At 66.0% G+C, this 16,765-nt stretch carries 13 protein-coding genes; 3 read left to right on the forward strand and 10 right to left on the reverse strand.

Going from position 1 to position 16,765, the window contains the following annotated elements; all coding sequences use genetic code 11:
• Positions 1-31: 31 nt before the first annotated feature.
• The 10 genes from N5J73_RS10015 to gmk form a co-directional block, all read right to left on the reverse strand.
• The gene (locus N5J73_RS10015) at positions 32-538 is read right to left on the reverse strand and encodes a CS1 type fimbrial major subunit (RefSeq protein WP_046984294.1); all 507 of its coding nucleotides are present in this window, start codon (positions 536-538) and stop codon (positions 32-34) included.
• 377 nt (positions 539-915) lie between these two features.
• Positions 916-2,007, reverse strand: a complete 1,092-nt coding sequence (locus N5J73_RS10020; protein WP_049444617.1) for a hypothetical protein — start codon at positions 2,005-2,007, stop codon at positions 916-918.
• Between the two features lie 290 nt (positions 2,008-2,297).
• Positions 2,298-3,575 (reverse strand): citrate synthase, encoded by a 1,278-nt coding sequence (locus tag N5J73_RS10025; protein ID WP_032127838.1) that lies wholly within the window; start codon positions 3,573-3,575, stop codon positions 2,298-2,300.
• A 296-nt stretch (positions 3,576-3,871) separates the two neighbouring features.
• The gene (locus tag N5J73_RS10030; RefSeq protein WP_005410871.1) at positions 3,872-4,114 is read right to left on the reverse strand and encodes a type B 50S ribosomal protein L31; all 243 of its coding nucleotides are present in this window, start codon (positions 4,112-4,114) and stop codon (positions 3,872-3,874) included.
• 88 nt (positions 4,115-4,202) lie between these two features.
• On the reverse strand, positions 4,203-5,141 hold the full coding sequence (locus N5J73_RS10035; protein WP_049444618.1) for a nucleoside hydrolase: 939 nt from the start codon (positions 5,139-5,141) through the stop codon (positions 4,203-4,205).
• Positions 5,142-5,634: 493 nt separating this feature from the next.
• Complete coding sequence (gene recG, locus N5J73_RS10040) at positions 5,635-7,746, reverse strand: ATP-dependent DNA helicase RecG (RefSeq protein WP_049447237.1); 2,112 nt, start codon at positions 7,744-7,746, stop codon at positions 5,635-5,637.
• 7 nt (positions 7,747-7,753) lie between these two features.
• Positions 7,754-8,140 carry a RidA family protein gene (locus N5J73_RS10045; protein ID WP_005410875.1) on the reverse strand — a complete coding sequence of 129 codons (387 nt, stop codon included), beginning with the start codon at positions 8,138-8,140 and terminating at the stop codon, positions 7,754-7,756.
• A gap of 137 nt (positions 8,141-8,277) precedes the next feature.
• Entirely contained in the window at positions 8,278-10,440 is a 2,163-nt protein-coding gene (locus N5J73_RS10050) for a bifunctional (p)ppGpp synthetase/guanosine-3',5'-bis(diphosphate) 3'-pyrophosphohydrolase (RefSeq protein WP_057499641.1), read from the reverse strand.
• 106 nt (positions 10,441-10,546) lie between these two features.
• The gene (rpoZ, locus tag N5J73_RS10055; protein WP_005410877.1) at positions 10,547-10,846 is read right to left on the reverse strand and encodes a DNA-directed RNA polymerase subunit omega; all 300 of its coding nucleotides are present in this window, start codon (positions 10,844-10,846) and stop codon (positions 10,547-10,549) included.
• Between the two features lie 110 nt (positions 10,847-10,956).
• Complete coding sequence (gene gmk, locus N5J73_RS10060; RefSeq protein ID WP_014038334.1) at positions 10,957-11,622, reverse strand: guanylate kinase; 666 nt, start codon at positions 11,620-11,622, stop codon at positions 10,957-10,959.
• 290 nt (positions 11,623-11,912) lie between these two features.
• Between gmk and fdnG the strand changes: the two genes are divergently transcribed.
• The 3 genes from fdnG to N5J73_RS10075 are packed head-to-tail and all read left to right on the forward strand — an operon-like array spanning position 11,913 to position 16,553.
• Entirely contained in the window at positions 11,913-14,981 is a 3,069-nt protein-coding gene (fdnG, locus tag N5J73_RS10065) for a formate dehydrogenase-N subunit alpha (RefSeq protein WP_164078673.1), read from the forward strand.
• A 10-nt stretch (positions 14,982-14,991) separates the two neighbouring features.
• Positions 14,992-15,909, forward strand: coding sequence for a formate dehydrogenase subunit beta (gene fdxH, locus N5J73_RS10070; RefSeq protein ID WP_049448816.1), 918 nt, complete (start codon positions 14,992-14,994; stop codon positions 15,907-15,909).
• Positions 15,906-16,553 (forward strand): formate dehydrogenase subunit gamma, encoded by a 648-nt coding sequence (locus tag N5J73_RS10075; protein WP_164078674.1) that lies wholly within the window; start codon positions 15,906-15,908, stop codon positions 16,551-16,553. Before fdxH ends, N5J73_RS10075 begins: the two co-directional genes overlap by 4 nt.
• Positions 16,554-16,765 lie beyond the last annotated feature (212 nt).

Raw genomic sequence — 16,765 nt, forward strand, 5'->3', positions numbered from 1 at the left:
CCGGCCCGGCAAGCGGGCCGGCGCGAGTGCCTTACGGGCTGGTGGTCTTCTGCTGCATGGCGATGGTGACGATGCCTTCGTAGCGGCCACCGCGGGTGATCGGCGCTGGGCTGGTCTGCGCGATACGCAGCGCCATCGGAATCGACGCACCGGGCATGGCGCCATCGAACAGGTCGGATGCGGTGAAATCCTGCGCCGCCACGGTCAGCGCCCTGCCGTTGAGGCTGACGGTCAGCGGCACCGGCGTGCCGCCACCATCGGTGTTGAGCAGCTGCGGGGTGCTGCCAACACGCACTTCGATGTCCTTGCTTTCATCGTTGGAGTAGATACGCACCTGCTGCGACCAGGGCACCAGGCCGCTGACCGGGTTGTGGACCATGTTGACCACCGAATCCAGCGCCGTGCCATCGGCCTTGAGCAGGGCCAGGGTCGGATCGACGTTGGCCCAGACCTTGATGTCGGCGTCGAATGCATTGGCGGACAGCGAAACGGTGGCCAGCGCTGCAGCGAGCGCGGCCTTCTTCAGGATGGAGTTCATGGTGTCTCTCTCGGACGGTGGGATATGAGGCCTCCAGTGCGGAGGCATCACCCGCCTGCGTGGGGGCGGGCGACGGAGAGAATGGTAGGCAGCGCCCTACCCTGCGGCCATTCAAGCTTTCCTAAATAGATGCGTGTTAAGGAGATTCCTTGAAGGCGCTCAATGTTTGAGGGCTATGCAATTGTCCTCACCAGTCCTTTGCAACAACCCTCATTGCACTGACACCAAAATGCATCAGGCCGCCGTTCGGCGGCCTGATGCGATGAACGGTGCGGTGCCTAGAAGAAGATCGCGTACAGGATCAACAGCGGAATCGGCACACCCAGGAACCAGAGCAGAAGCGTTTTCATGGCAGGTCTCCTTGCATCAGATGGGGGTTACAGGTCGCGGCGACGGCCGCCCCAGGTGGCGCTGAGGCTGGCGAAGAACGCGCCGATCAGCAGGGTGATGAACAGCCACAGTGCGGCATAGGCCGTGGCCTTGCGCGCATCGTCGGCAGCTTGCTTGGCGGTGTTCTTGGCCTTTTCCAGCGCAGCACGCATGCGGGTCTGCACGTCGGTCACACGGGCCTGCGCTTCAGCCGGGCTCATGCCCGTCTCGCGCGCGATCAGCTGCGACAGGTACTGGGTATCGGCCGGATCCAGGCCATCGCCCTGCAGACTGTTGACGATGATGCGGTTCACTTCGGCACGGACTTCGCGGCGGTCACCCATCGGGCCATTGCCCGGCATCGGGCGCGGCGGCGGCGGGGCCGTGCGGGCGTCACGTGGGCCGACGCTGGCGACCGGGGAAGGCGTGGCCGGGCCCATGGGCGGCACGCCCGGCGTAGCGTCGGCGGCGCCCGGGGCCGGCGGCGCGCTCGCAGCTGCGGGGTCTGCATGGGTGGCGTTGCGGAACAGCGAGTCCACCCAATAGTTGAGGTCGCCTTCCGGTGCGGCCGCAGCGGCGCTACCGGCACCCGCGGCGGCAACGCCGGCCGTGGATGCAGCGGCGCCTGCAGTGGCGCCGGCAACCTTTGCGCCAGCGCCCAGCACGCCACCGATGGCCGAGGTCAACAGGCCAGCAGTGAGCAGAGTCGCCACAGCCCAGGACACGAAGCCGTGCGCGGTGTCGCGGAAGTAGGTTTCATCGCCGTGCAGCTGCGTCCACTTGGTGCGCAGGCGACCGGCCAGATAACCACCCAGGCCGGAAGCGGCCAGCGCGGTGAAGGTCAGCCAGATGATGCTGGACCAGCCGAAGGTTTCCTTGCTGACGCCTTCGAACGACCACGGTGACACCGAGGACAGACCAAGGCCTACACCCAGGATGAGCAGGATGAGGGACAGTGCAGCGGCGGCAACGGCGCCGGCCAGGATCGCGCCCCAGGACACTGCGCTTTCGCTGGTGGGCGGCACGATGGGTGAGGTAACGACAGCGGCGACGTCGGGACCGAGCGGGCCGCGCTCGGGTGGATCGAATCGGGTACTCATGGGATGGATGCTCCGTATCAGTGCTGCGGGTGCAGCTGGCGTCCTGAGGCTGCGCGAGCGTTTGTGAAGCTGGCGAGACCCTTGAATCACGCGGTCTTGGCGCGGTGAAGAGCGTGCCAACCAAGATTGGCACCTACCAAAAAGCGGGAACGCGGTAGATCCATGCCACGCGTGGATGATTTTTCCCGAGTGTCGAAAGCGTGCCAACCAAGCTTGGCATCCACCAGAGCCGAAGCAAAAAAAAACGCCCCGCGGATGCGGGGCGTTCTCGGCACAACCTACGCGGGCGATCAGCCCTGGTAGTCGCGCACGTCGCTGCCGGTGTAGACCTGGCGCGGACGGCCGATCTTCATTTCCGGGTCGACCTGCTGTTCCAGCCAATGCGACACCCAGCCGGAGGTGCGGCCCAGGGCGAACATGACGGTGAACATCTCGGTCGGGATCTGCAGCGCCTTGTAGATGATGCCGCTGTAGAAATCGACGTTCGGGTACAGCTTGCGGGCGACGAAGTACTCGTCCTGCAGCGCGGCCTGTTCCAGCTTGACGGCCACGTCCAGCAGCGGATCCTGCACGCCCAGCTGCTTGAGCACCTTGCTGGTCATCTCACCGATGACCTTGGCGCGCGGATCGAAGTTCTTGTAGACGCGGTGGCCGAAGCCCATCAGGCGGAAGCCGGAGGTCTTGTCCTTGGCCTTGACCACGGCGGACTCGACGTTGTCGGCGCTGCCGATCTCTTCCAGCATCTTCAGCACGGCTTCGTTGGCGCCGCCGTGGGCCGGACCCCACAGCGCGGTGACGCCAGCGGCGACCGACGCGTACGGGTTGGCACCGGTCGAACCGACCAGGCGCACGGTCGAGGTCGAGGCGTTCTGCTCGTGGTCGGCGTGCAGGATGAACAGCAGGTCCAGCGCCTTGACCACGTCCGGGTTCAGATCGTACTGGCCATCAGCCGACTCGAAGGTCTGCTTCAGGAAGCGGCTGACGTAGTCCAGCGAGGTGTCCGGCTTGTTGGCCGGCAGGCCCTTGCCGTGGCGGTAGATCAGCGCCGACAGGGTCGGCACCTTGGCGATCAGGCGCACGGCGGCCTGGCGGCGCTGCTCGGCGTCGGACAGGTCCAGAGAGGCGTGGTAGATGCCCGACAGCTGCGCGATGGCGGCGGTCAGGATCGCCATCGGATGGGCATCCTTGGCGAAGCTGCCGATCAGGGTGTTGATCGACTCATCGACGTTGGCTTCGGCAGCCAGCTCGTCGGTGAAGGCCTTCAGCTGCTCGGCGCTCGGGCGCTCGCCGTTGATCAGCAGGTAGGCCACTTCGACGTAGCTCGACTTTTCCGACAACTGTTCGATCGGGTAGCCGCGGTACAGCAGCACGCCCTTGTCGCCGTCGATGTAGGTGATGGCGGACTTGCAGCTGGCCGTCGCGGTGAAACCGGAATCGTAGGTGAAGTACCCCGTTTCCTTGGTCAGCTTCGCGATGTCGACGCAGTCGTTGCCAAGGGTGGGTTTGATGACGGGCAGAACGACCGACTTATCGCCGGCGTTGAGCGTGACCTGATCAAGATCGGACACTGTGTGCGCTCCTTCATGGGAAGGCGCCTGCCCAAGCGCATTGGTCAGGCACGTGAATGACGTCCTCGGCCTGTGCCGGGGATCACGCCATTATCGCACAGCAGCATTTGCCCGGCGCTAGACAGAAGTCGTAGACGACAGGCGGCCAGACGCCGGCCGTTGAGCGGCCCGGATCGGCAAAAGCGTTGTCACCCGAACGCAGTGTTCCGTCCATCCAAACGCCCGTTGGGTTGGCGTTGGGGAAAAACAAACGGCCGCGCAGAGCGCGGCCGTCGGTTCGAAGCTGGATCGACAGATCAGCGCGCGTAGCGCTTCTGGAACTTGTCGATACGGCCCGAGGTGTCGATGACCTTGTGCTTGCCCGTATAGAACGGGTGCGAAGCCGAGGAAATTTCAACCTTGACCAGCGGGTATTCGTTGCCGTCTTCCCACTGGATGGTTTCCTTCGTCGCCATGGTCGAGCGGGTCAGGATCTTGAAATCGGAGGTGACGTCATGGAAGACGACGTCGCGGTAGTTCGGATGGATATCGGCCTTCATGGGCTCACACCGTAAATGGGCTGGTGGTCAAGAGCGGCATTATAAGCACCGGTTGCCGCCCGGGGCAACCGGTGCCGGTCAATCGACGTCAGTCCGCACCCAGGGCCTGGCGCACCAGGGCCTCGAAACGCTGCTGGTCGTAGGCCATCAGCAGATCGCAGTTGTCCGGCTGGCCGGTCTGGCGGTTCCAGTCGACGATGGTGGCGCCGCGGCTGAACGTACCGTTCAGCTCCACATTCAGCGGCCGCGACTCGACCTGCAGCTGCCCTTCCGGGTTCAGCGCCCAGGCCATGGCCACCGCATCGGCGGTGTACCAGCGACCGCCCTTGCTGTCTTCGGACAGGCCACGGGTCTTGCGCGAGATCAGCTCGTAGAAGCGGGCACGGTCGGAATCGGCCTGCAGCCACTTCTCCGCCTGCTCAAGCGGCAGACCGTGGGCCACAGTGGCCTCCCAGTCCGAAACCAGCAGGTGCTTGAACGAGGTGAACACCACGTGCGCCGCTTCCGGGTCGAACGCAATGTTGAATTCGGCCGCCGGAGTGATGTTGCCGTGGCAGGTGACCGCGCCGCCCATCACCACGATGCGCTTGATGCGCTCGGGAAGGGTCGGGTCCAGCTTCAGTGCCAGGGCCAGGTTGGTCAACGGGCCAAGCATCACCAGCATCAGTTCGCCGGCGTGCTCGTGCGACAGGCGCAGGATGGCCAGCGCAGCGTGCTCGGCCTCGGCCTGGCGGCTCGGCGGCGGCAGGTCCACGTCGCCGTAGCCATCACGGCCATGCACGTGGGCAGCGTCAACGGAGGGGTGCAGCAGCGGATCCGGGCTACCGGCAAACACCGGTACGTCGGCGCGGCCGACGATGTCGCAGAGCTTGAGGGCGTTGCGTACGGTGTACTGCAGGCCGACATTGCCGGCGGCGATGGTCAGGGCGACCACGTCATGCCGTTCATCGGCAAAGGCCATCAGCAGGGCCAGGGCGTCGTCCACACCGGGGTCGGTGTCGATCAACAGGGGGATCTTGTGGGTCATCGTTGCCGTCTTCAGATCGGCAACGAAGTGTGGACCGGGATGATGACCGTTGCAAGTACGGGGGTCGGCAGGGCTGCGCCCTGCACCCGCAGAGGCCGGAGCAACGGCAACGGCAACGTCAAAAGCTGGTTTTCTGGGGGATGGCGGGGTGGATCCGGTTGCGGGGGACGCCGTAAACCCCGCTCCGCGGTCCGGCCCAGCCGCTGGCGGCTGTGCGTTCGGGCGCTTGCGAAGCAATGCTTCGCAAGCAAAGCGCCCTCACCCTTGGGGGCTTGGCCGCGGCATCCATGCCGCGGACACCCCCGCAACCGGCCCCACCCCGCCTTCGACAGTTTTTCGCGGCTGTTGGTGGGTGTCGACCTTGGTCGACACATCCATGCAATGCGTGGATGAACATGGAAACGATCGAAAGCGATGTCTGTAGAGTCGAGCCATGCTCGACTTCTGCGCGCAGCGCGAACGGCAGCCGAGCATGGGCTCGGCTCTACAGGGATCAGGCCGAGGCGTAACGCACGGCGGTGCCGATCCAGCGCTGCACCACACGATCGGCCAGCGCGGGCTGCTGCGCCAGCAGGCGCTCAGCCAGCTCATGCACGCCCGGCAGCAGACCGGCATCGCGCGCGAGATCAGCAATGCGGAAACCGGCCAGGCCGGTCTGCCGGGTACCCAGCAGTTCGCCGGGACCGCGCAGCTCCAGATCCTTTTCGGCGATGACGAAACCATCGTTGGTTTCGCGCATGGTCTGCAGGCGCTCGCGTGCCATCTGCGAGAGCGGCGCCTGGTACAGCAGCACGCAGCGCGACACCGCCGAACCACGCCCCACGCGACCGCGCAGCTGGTGCAGCTGGGCCAGACCCAGACGCTCGGCATTTTCGATCACCATCAGTGAGGCGTTGGGCACGTCCACGCCGACTTCGATCACGGTGGTCGCCACCAGCAGGTCGATGTCGCCGGCCTTGAACGCCACCATCGTCGCCAGCTTTTCAGCGGCCTTCAGGCGGCCATGCACCAGCCCCACGCGCACGCCCGGCAGCAGCGCCTGCAGCGATTCGTAGGTCGCCTGCGCGGGCGTGGCATCCAGTTCTTCGCTTTCCTCGATGAGCGTGCACACCCAGTAGACCTGACGCCCTTCCTGGCAGGCCAGTGCGATGCGCTCGATCAATTCCGGGCGACGGTCATTGTTGAGTGCGACGGTCTGCACCGGCGTGCGGCCCGGCGGCAGTTCGTCGATGGCCGACACATCCAGGTCGGCGTACTCGGACATTGCCAGCGTGCGCGGAATCGGTGTGGCGGTCATCACCAGCTGGTGCGGCACGCTGTTGCCGCCTGCGCCCTTGTCGCGCAGCGCCAACCGCTGGTGCACGCCGAAGCGGTGCTGCTCGTCGACAATGGCCAGGGCCAGGTCCTGGAACACCACCGCCTCCTGCATCAGTGCGTGGGTACCGACCACCACCTGTGCTTCGCCGTTGGCGACCTGCTCCATCACCCTGGCGCGCGCCTTGCCGGTGACCTTGCCGGCCAGCCACGCGATACGCACGCCGAGCGGCTCCAGCCACCCGCGCAGGTTGTTGAGGTGCTGTTCGGCCAGCAGCTCGGTGGGGGCAGCCAACGCGACCTGCTTGCCCTGCTCCACCGCCAGCATCGCGGCCAGCGCGGCGACCACGGTCTTGCCGGAACCGACGTCGCCCTGCACCAGCCGCAACATCGGGCTGGGCCGCGACAGGTCTTCGCGGATCTGCTTGAACACGCGCGCCTGCGCGCCGGTCAGCGCGAACGGCAGCTGATTCAGCAGCGCCTTGGCCAGCTTGCCGGGACCGGCCAGCGGCGGTGCGTGGTGCGCCTGGAGGGCAATGCGCTGGCGGCGCAGGCTGAGGTGGTGGGCCAGCAGCTCTTCCATTGCCAGGCGACGCTGCGCTGGATGAGTGCCGGCGGCCAACGCGGCCAGGTCGGCATCCGGTGGCGGCCGGTGTACGGTCAGCAGCGCGCTGCGCAGTGACGGCAGGCCAAGGCCGTCGAGCCAGCCGCTGGGCAGCAGTTCCAGCGCGCTTTCCTCGGGCAGGCGGTCCAGCGCCTGGCCGATCAGCTTGCGCATGGTCATCGGGCCGACGCCTTCGACGGTGGGATACACCGGGTCGAGGCGGTCACCGAGTTCGGGATCGTCGTTGCGGCCCAGTACCTGGTAGCTGGGGTGGACGATTTCCAGGCCGAGCTGGCCCGGTTTGGGCGTGCCGAAGCAGCGCAGCCGGTTGCCGACCGCGAACTGGCCGACCTGCTGCTGGCGGAAGTGGAAGAAGCGCAGCACCAGGGTGCCCCGCCCTTCGTCTTCCACAGCCACTTTCAGCATCGGCCGGTAACGCATGCCGCGCTCGACCGCGACCACCCGCCCTTCCACCTGTGCCGGCACGCCGTTGCGCAGGTCTTCGATGCGGGTCAGCCGGGTCCGGTCTTCATAACGCAGCGGCAGGTGAAGCCAGAGATCCTGCAGGGTGGCCAGGCCACGCGCCTGCAGTTTGGCGGCCACGGCCGGACCCACGCCCGCGAGCATCGCCAGGGATGCTTCGCCGGACGGTGACAGGACCGGGGTGACCGCCGCCTTGCGTGCCACGTGGCGGTCAGTCGATGACCATCACCGCGTCGACCTCGAAGTTGGCGCCCTTCGGCAGGCCGGAGACTTCGATGGTGGAACGGGCCGGGTACGGGGCCTGGAAGTAGTCCTGCATGACCGCATTGACCTTGGCGAACTCGCCCAGATCGGTCAGGTACAGGCCGAGGCGCACGACCTTGTCCAGCGAGCCGCCAGCGGCTTCAGCCACAGCCTTGAGGTTGTCAAAGGCGCGGCGGGCCTGCGCTTCGACGTCACCGGCGCCGACGATGTCGCCGGTGGCCGGGTCGAGCGGGATCTGGCCGGAGAAGTACACGGTGTTGCCGGCGCGCACGGCCTGCGAGTACGGGCCGATGGCGGCGGGAGCCTTTTCGGTGTTGATGATCTGGCGGGACATGGGTCGCTCCGGTGCTTGGGGGAAAACAGAGCGGTGATTGTAGCAACCCGGTAGTGCCGGCCGCTGGCCGGCAAGTGCGCGATGCAACCGAGGATCCACACGGTTGCCGGCCAGCGGCCGGCACTACCGGGGTCGCGTTATTGCCGGCGCACCGCTTGCACGACCGACAGGCGGCGCAGGCGGCGCATCACCTCGGCCAAGTGGTTGCGGTCGCGCACCTGGATGTTGAACGCCAGCACGGCGGCGTTGAAGTCGCGGTCCAGGTAGTCCACGCGCTCGATGTTGGAATGGCTCTGCGCAATGGCGGCGGCCAGCTGCGCCAGCACGCCGGTGCCGTTCTCCACTTCCACCACCAGCGAGGTGTCGTAGTCGCCGGAGACGGTGGTATCCCAGCCGATCGGCACCCAGCGCTCGGGTGACTTGCGCAGCTCGGCCAGGTTCGGGCAGTCCATGCGGTGCACCACGATGCCCTTGCCGGCGGTGTGGTAGCCCATGATCTCGTCGCCGGGAATCGGCTGGCAGCAGCCGGCGAAGGTGACCACGCCGCGCTCGCTGCCGTTGATCAGGATCTTTTCCTGCGAATGGTGGCGCGAATGCGGGCCGCCACGCAGTTCGGCGTAGGCCATCAGTGCCTGCGCGGCCTGGGTCGGCATCCAGTTGCCCAGCGCGACCTCGGCCAGCAGGGCCTCCAGGCGCGGGAAACGATGCTCGGTGAGGAACGCATCCAGGCGCCCCTTCGGCAGCCGCTCCAGCGACGAATCCATCGCTTCCAGCGCACGGTCGAGCATGCGGTGGCCCAGCTGCACGGCATCTTCGTGCTCCAGCTGCTTGAGCTGGTGGCGGATGGCGGTGCGCGCCTTGCTGGTGACCACGAATTCCAGCCACTGCGGTTTCGGCGTGGCCGAGCGTGCGGTGATGATCTCCACCGACTGCCCCGACACCAGCTTGGTGCGCAGTGGCACCAGTTTCTTGTCCACGCGCGAGGCCACCGCCATGTTGCCGACATCGGTATGCACGGCGTAGGCGAAATCGAGCGCTGTGGAATTGCGCGGCAGGGCCAGGATCTTGCCCTTCGGCGTGAACAGATAGACCTCGTCCGGGAACAGGTCGACCTTGACGTTGTCGAGGAACTCCAGCGACGAACCGGCAGCGCGCTGCGAGTCGATCAGTTCGACGATCCAGGCGTGGGCGCGGCTCTGCGCGCTGTTGGGCGAATCGCCACCAAACTTGTAGGTCCAGTGCGCGGCCACGCCGCGTTCGGCGATCAGGTCCATTTCCTCGGTGCGGATCTGCACCTCGATCGGCGAGCCGTAGGGCCCGAACAGCACGGTGTGCAGCGACTGGTAACCGTTGGCCTTGGGAATGGCGATGAAATCGCGGAAGCGGCCATCCAGGGGTTTGAACGTGGCGTGCACCGAACCCAGCGCGTGATAACAGCTGGGCACGCTGCGCACGACCAGGCGGAAGCCGAACACGTCCATCACCTGGTCGAAGGATTTGTTCTCGTCGCGCATCTTGTTGTAGATGCTCCACGGGGTCTTGATGCGGCTGACCAGGCGGTGCTCGATGCCCTCTTTCGCCAGCCGCTGCGACAGCTGCACTTCCACCTGCGCCATCGCTTCGCGGCGCACCACCGGCTGGCTGCGGATGTGTTTTTCGATGATGGCGTGGCGCCACGGGTACAGCGCCTTGAAGCCCAGGTTCTGCAGCTCGCTCTTGACCAGGCTCATGCCCAGGCGCTGGGCGATGGGCGCGTAGATCTCCAGCGTCTCGCGGGCGATGCGGCCGCGCGCTTCGCGGCTCTGCGCGCCCAGCGTGCGCATGTTGTGCAGGCGGTCAGCCAGCTTGATCATGATCACGCGCAGGTCGCGCGACATCGCCAGCAGCATCTTGCGGAAGCTCTCGGCGGCCGCTTCCTGGCGGTCGCGGAACTTCAGCTTGTCCAGCTTGGTCACGCCGTCGACCAGTTCGGCCACGGCTTCGCCGAACTCGGCGGCCAGCGCCTCACGGGTCAGCGGGGTGTCTTCGATGGTGTCGTGCAGGATCGCGGCGATCAGCGCTTCCACGTCCAGGCCCAGCTCAGCCAGCACCTGGGCCACGGCCACCGGATGGGTGATATAGGGCTCGCCCGACTTGCGCGTCTGCCCGGCGTGCGCGGCGGCTCCGACTTCCCAGGCGCGGCGCAACAGCGGCAGCTGTTCCGGCGGCAGGTAATGGGCGGCGCGTTCAAGCTGGAGGACGTAGTCGGGTACGGCGGCAGCGGGGGCTGCGGCGACCTTGGCAGTGGGGCCTGGGTTCATGCCCGAAGCCTATTCCAGCGCGACGTTTACGGCAAATCCTGAATGCGAAACAGCCCGCACGGGGCGGGCTGTTCGGCACATCCAACGATTACGTTGATCGATGCGATCAATCGTCGTTCTTGGACATGTCTTCGTCGGCGACCACTTCCGCGGCAGCCCACTCCAGCGCTTCACGCTCGGCGCGCTCACGCTCGGCCTTCTCGACTTCGTCGATCAGCGCGTTGTCGATCTTGCGGGCGGCGATTTCGCGCAGCGCCAGCACGGTCGGCTTGTCCTCGGTCTCGCTGTTGTCCAGCGTGGCCTGCACGCCGTTGGCGAGCTGGCGGGCACGCTTGGAAGCCATCATGACCAGTTCGAAACGGTTGTTAACGACTTCCAGGCAATCTTCTACGGTGATGCGGGCCATACGGGCTCCCGGCGACCGGTCGGCCGCTCAGTCGAATGAGGGAAAGGGGACGGAGTGTACTGGCAGGGGCTGGACAAAATCAAGCCAACCCCCACCCGATTCTTTTGGAATCAGTCAGTTGCGCCCGGATCGGGGGTCAACAGGGCCTGGATCAGGCCGGCGTGGCGGACCTTCTGGGCCTCCCGGCGCAGGCGGCTGGCGGTGAAGATGGCGCACAGCTCGTCCACGGCGGTGTCGAACACCTCGTTGACGATGACGTAGTCGAACTCGTTGAAGTGCAGCATCTCGTCACGGGCCGCGCCCAGGCGCTGGGCGATGACTGCCTCGCTGTCCTGGCCGCGCTTGCGCATGCGGTCCTGCAGGGCCTGCTTGGACGGCGGCAGGATGAACACGGTGACCGTGCCCGGCACCAGCTGGCGCACCTGCTGCGCGCCCTGCCAGTCGATTTCCAGCAGCACGTCCTGCCCGGCGGCCAGCTGCGGTTCCACAGACTGGCGGGCGGTGCCCTTCCAGTCGCCGTGCACCCAGGCATGCTCGAAGAAGTCGCCTGCGGCGATCATTTCCTCGAACTTCTCGGCGCTGACGAAATGGTAGTGCTGGCCGTTCACTTCACCGGGGCGCATCGCGCGCGAGGTGAAGGAGATCGACAGGGCGATCTGCGGGTCACGCGCCAGGGTGGCATTGACGATGCTGCTCTTGCCGGCGCCGGACGGGGCGGCAACGATGTACAGCGTGCCGCGCGCAACGGCGTCCGACGGCTTCGACGGGGCGCTCATGCGGGGGATCCAACGGGTTGATTTCGCAAAATTTTTCCTCGATGTTCCAGCTCCGGCGCGGAGGATCGCGCCAGGACGGCGGGGGCTGCGCGGAACATCCTGGAACCAGGCCCGGCAGACGCTTCCCCGGGGTGCGGGCACGCAACTTTACCAGAGCGGCCCCGTTACGCGCCCGCCCGGCAGGCGCCGCGCCTTGTGCCACATGGGCGTGCGGGGGCCTGTGCTATAACCGGGCCGTACCCAACGACAGCCCGGAGGCCAGCGCCTCCCCGCCATCCCAGGAGAACGGCATGCCATCGATGAGCCGCCGCCAGTTCCTGAAAGTGACCGGGACAACCCTGGTCGGCTCCAGTCTGGCATTGATGGGCTTCGCGCCCGGCATCGCGCTCGCGGAGGTCAGGCAGTACAAGCTGACCCGTGCGACCGAGACCCGCAACACCTGTACCTACTGTTCGGTGGCCTGCGGCATCCTGATGTACAGCCTCGGCGATGGCGCCAAGAACGCCGAGCCGAGCATCTTCCATATCGAGGGCGACCCGGACCATCCGGTGAACCGCGGCACGCTGTGCCCGAAGGGCGCCGGCCTGGCCGACATCATCCACAGCAAGTCGCGCCTGCTCTACCCCGAGTACCGCGCGCCGGGCTCGAACGAGTGGAAGCGGCTGAGCTGGGACGATGCGCTGGACCGCATCGCGCGGCTGATGAAGGAAGACCGCGATGCCAACTTCGTGCAGAAGAACGAAGCCGGGCAGACGGTCAACCGCTGGCTGACCACCGGCATGCTGGCGGCCTCGGCCACCAGCAATGAAACCGCGGTGCTGACCCACAAGGTCGTCCGCTCCCTCGGCATGCTGGCATTCGACAACCAGGCACGTGTCTGACACGGCCCGACGGTGGCAGGTCTTGCCCCGACGCTAGGCCGTGGTGCGATGACGAATCACTGGGTCGACATCAAGAATGCCGACCTGATCCTGATCATGGGTGGCAATGCCGCCGAGGCGCACCCGTGCGGGTTCAAATGGGTGACCGAGGCCAAGGCACACAACAAGGCCCGGCTGATCGTGGTCGATCCGCGTTTCAACCGCTCGGCTGCGGTGGCCGACGTGTACGCGCCGATCCGCACCGGCACCGACATCGTGTTCCTGGGCGGGCTGATCAACTACCTGTTGACCGAGGACCGCATCCAGCACGAGTACGTGCTGAACTACACCGACATGTCGTTCCTGGTGAAGGACGAGTTCGCCTTCAAGGACGGCCTGTATTCGGGCTACAACGAAGAGAAGCGCAGCTACGACCGCTCCAGCTGGGACTACGCCTACGGTGACGATGGCTTCGTGCGCAGCGACCCGACGCTGAAGGACCCGCGCTGCGTCTACAACCTGCTCAAGCAGCACTACGCGCGCTACACCGTGGAGATGGTCGAACGCATCTGCGGCACGCCGGCCGACAGCATCCGCCAGATCTGGGACATGATCGCGTCCACCGCCGGCAAGGACAAGGCGATGACCATCCTGTACGCGCTGGGCTGGACGCAGCACTCGATCGGCGCGCAGAACGTGCGTGCCGGGACCATGGTGCAGCTGCTGCTGGGCAACATCGGCGTGGCCGGTGGTGGCATGAACGCCTTGCGCGGGCATTCCAACATCCAGGGCCTGACCGACATCGGCCTGATGTCCGACCTGTTGCCCGGCTACCTGACGCTGCCGAAGCAGGACGAGCAGGACTACGAGGCCTACATCGCCAAGCGCACGCAGAAGCCGTTGCGCGCCAACCAGATGTCGTTCTGGCAGAACTACCCGAAGTTCCACGTCAGCCTGATGAAGTCGTGGTGGGGCGATGCCGCCACCGCCGACAACAACTGGTGCTTCGACCACCTGCCCAAGCTCGACAAGCCGTACGACATGCTGCAGGCGTACGAGCTGATGAATGAAGGCAAGATCCATGGCTACATCTGCCAGGGCTTCAATCCGCTGGCCTCGGCGCCGAACAAGGGCAAGCTGATCAGCGCGTTCTCCAAGCTGAAGTTCATGGTCAGCATGGACCCGCTGGAAACCGAGACCATCGCCTTCTGGCAGAACCACGGTGCGTTGAACGATGTCGACCCGAGCACGATCCAGACCGAGGTGTTCCGCCTGCCGACCACGTCATTCGCCGAGGAAAATGGCGCCGTGGTGAACTCCTCGCGCTGGCTGCAGTGGCACTGGAAGGGTGCCAATCCGCCGGGCGAAGCGCGCAGCGACATCGAGATCATGTCCGAGCTGTTCCATCGCATCAAAGCGATGTACGAGAAGGACGGCGGTGCGTGGTGGGAGCCGGTGCGCGACCTGGCGTGGAAGTATTCCAATCCGGAGCTGCCGACGCCGGAAGAACTGGCGATGGAATACAACGGCAAGGCGCTGGCCGACGTGTTCGATCCGAAGGACCCGACCAAGCTGGTGCGCAAGGCCGGCGAGCAGCTGGCCGCATTCGGCGACCTGCGCGACGACGGCAGCACCGCCTCCGGCTGCTGGATCTATATCGGCGCCTGGGGCCCGACCGGCAACATGATGGCGCGGCGCGACAACAGCGACCCCACCGGCATCGGCAACACGCTGGGCTGGGCCTGGGCGTGGCCGGCCAACCGCCGGGTGATGTACAACCGCGCCTCGTGCGACCTGGCCGGCCAGCCGTTCGATCCCCGCCGCACGCTGCTGGCCTGGAACGGCAAGAACTGGGGCAGCGTGGACGTGCCGGACTTCAAGGCCGACGAAGATCCCGCCGGCGGCATGGGACCGTTCATCATGAACCCGGAGGGCATCGCCCGCTTCTTCGCCAAGGCCGGCATGGCCGAAGGCCCGTTCCCGGAACACTACGAGCCCTTCGATACCCCGCTGCGCAGCAATCCGCTCAGCCCCGGCCAGGCACTGACGCTGAACAATCCGGCAGCACGCGTGTTCGCCAGCGACCGTGCACAGATCGGTTCGCCGGACGAGTTCCCGCATGTGGCCACCACCTACCGCCTGACCGAGCATTTCCACTTCTGGACCAAGCACGGCAAGTTGAATGCCATCATCCAGCCCGAGCAGTTCGTCGAGATCGGCGCGGCCTTGGCCGACGAGCTGGGCATCAACAACGGCAGCCGCGTGCGCGTCAGTTCCAAGCGCGGCCACATCGAAGCGGTGGCCATGGTGACCAAGCGCATCAAGGCCCTGCAGATCGATGGCCGGACCGTGCACCAGGTGGGCGTGCCGATCCACTGGGGTTTCCTCGGTGCGGCCAAGCCCGGATACATCGCCAATACGCTGACCAACGCCATCGGTGACGGCAACTCGCAGACGCCCGAATCGAAGTGCATCCTGGTCAAGGTCGAGAAGGTGTAGGAGACACGCCATGTCACTGCAATCCCTGGACATCATTCGCCGCTCGGCCACCACCACGCCCTCGCCGGAGGCGCGTGGTGCGCACACCGGCCAGGTCGCCAAGCTGATCGATGTGAGCAAGTGCATCGGCTGCAAGGCCTGCCAGGTCGCCTGCATGGAATGGAACGACCTGCGCGACGAAGTGGGCAGCTGCGTTGGCAGCTATGACAACCCGCCCGACCTGAGCGACCAGTCGTGGACGGTGATGAAGTTCCGTGAGTACGAGGACGAGAAGGGCAAGCTGGAATGGCTGATCCGCAAGGAAGGGTGCATGCACTGCAGCGATCCGGGCTGCCTGAAGGCCTGTCCGTCGCCCGGCGCAATCATCCAGTACGCCAACGGCATCGTCGACTTCCAGGAAGAGAACTGCATCGGCTGCGGCTACTGCGTGACCGGTTGCCCGTTCGACGTGCCGCGCATTTCCAAGAAGGACCACAAGGCCTACAAGTGCACGCTGTGCTCGGACCGGGTGGCGGTGGGCCAGGAACCGGCCTGCGTGAAGACCTGCCCGACCGGTGCGATCACCTTCGGCAGCAAGCAGGCGATGACCGAGCACGCGGCCGGACGCGTGGACGACCTGAAATCGCGCGGCTACGAGAACGCCGGCCTGTACGACCCGCAGGGCGTGGGTGGCACCCACGTGATGTACGTGCTGCAGCATGTGGACAAGCCTGAGCTGTACGCCGACCTGCCCAAGGACCCGCGCATCAGCCCGATGGTGGAAGTCTGGAAGGGCGTGGCCAAGCCGCTGGGCGTGCTGGCGATCGCCGCCACCGCCTTCGCTGGGTTCCTGCATTACATCGGCATCGGCCGCAACACGGTCAATGACGAGGAAGAAGAGGAAGCCGAACACGAGGCGAAGAAGATCGAAGAGGAGCAGCGGCCATGAAGTACGCCCCGCACCCGCGCCAGATCATCCGCTACCGTGCGCCGACCCGCATCAACCACTGGATCGTGGCGATCTGCTTCGTGCTGACCGCCTTGTCCGGGTTGGCCCTGTTCCACCCTGCCCTGTTTCCGCTGACCCAGCTGTTCGGCGGTGGACCGTGGACGCGCATCCTGCATCCGTTCATCGGCTTGGCCATGGTGGTGGGCTTTGCACTGCTGGCGTTCCGCATGTGGCGCGACAATCTGCCGACCGCTGACGATCGCGCGTGGATGCGCGGCATGCGCGATGTGCTGCGCAACGAGGATGAGAAGCTGCCGCCGGTGGGCCGTTTCAATGCGGGCCAGAAGCTGCTGTTCTGGGCCATCATCGGCTGCCTGTCGGCGCTGCTGCTGACCGGCTTCGTGATCTGGCGGCAGTATTTCAGCCACTTCTTCCCGATCGGGGTGATCCGCTTCTCGGTACTTGCCCATGCGCTGTTCGGCTGGGTGCTGATCTGCGCGATCGTGGTGCACATCTACGCAGCGCTCTGGATCAATGGCTCGGTGCGGGCGATGACCCAGGGCAAGGTGACCTATGGGTGGGCGTACAAACATCACCGGCAATGGTTCCGGGACATCCTGCGCGGACGGCGGGAAGAGGGGTAGCGGCAGGGCCTGCGGCCCTGCACCCGCAGAGGCAACGTCAACGTCAAAAGCTGGCTTCCTGAGGGGTGGCCGGGTGGGTCCGGTTGCGGGGGACGCCGTAAACCCGTCCTTGGGGGCTTGGCCGCCGCATCCATGCCGCGGACACCCCCGCAACCGGACCCACCCCGCCTTCGACAGTTTCCCGCTGCTGTCGGAATGGCATGAGCTGCTCT

It is taken from the genome of Stenotrophomonas sp. GD03654 (assembly GCF_029845105.1).
Lineage (GTDB): Bacteria > Pseudomonadota > Gammaproteobacteria > Xanthomonadales > Xanthomonadaceae > Stenotrophomonas > Stenotrophomonas africana.

What these genes read in the sequence shown, in the direction of transcription:
- N5J73_RS10050 (WP_057499641.1), bottom strand. Translation starts at nt 10,440, where the DNA reads ATGAACCCAGGCCCCACTGCCAAGGTCGCCGCAGCCCCCGCTGCCGCC.
- gmk (WP_014038334.1), bottom strand. Translation starts at nt 11,622, where the DNA reads ATGAGCGCCCCGTCGAAGCCGTCGGACGCCGTTGCGCGCGGCACGCTG.
- N5J73_RS10045 (WP_005410875.1), bottom strand. Translation starts at nt 8,140, where the DNA reads ATGTCCCGCCAGATCATCAACACCGAAAAGGCTCCCGCCGCCATCGGC.
- N5J73_RS10035 (WP_049444618.1), bottom strand. Translation starts at nt 5,141, where the DNA reads ATGACCCACAAGATCCCCCTGTTGATCGACACCGACCCCGGTGTGGAC.
- N5J73_RS10075 (WP_164078674.1), top strand. Translation starts at nt 15,906, where the DNA reads ATGAAGTACGCCCCGCACCCGCGCCAGATCATCCGCTACCGTGCGCCG.
- rpoZ (WP_005410877.1), bottom strand. Translation starts at nt 10,846, where the DNA reads ATGGCCCGCATCACCGTAGAAGATTGCCTGGAAGTCGTTAACAACCGT.
- N5J73_RS10020 (WP_049444617.1), bottom strand. Translation starts at nt 2,007, where the DNA reads ATGAGTACCCGATTCGATCCACCCGAGCGCGGCCCGCTCGGTCCCGAC.
- fdxH (WP_049448816.1), top strand. Translation starts at nt 14,992, where the DNA reads ATGTCACTGCAATCCCTGGACATCATTCGCCGCTCGGCCACCACCACG.
- N5J73_RS10030 (WP_005410871.1), bottom strand. Translation starts at nt 4,114, where the DNA reads ATGAAGGCCGATATCCATCCGAACTACCGCGACGTCGTCTTCCATGAC.
- N5J73_RS10015 (WP_046984294.1), bottom strand. Translation starts at nt 538, where the DNA reads ATGAACTCCATCCTGAAGAAGGCCGCGCTCGCTGCAGCGCTGGCCACC.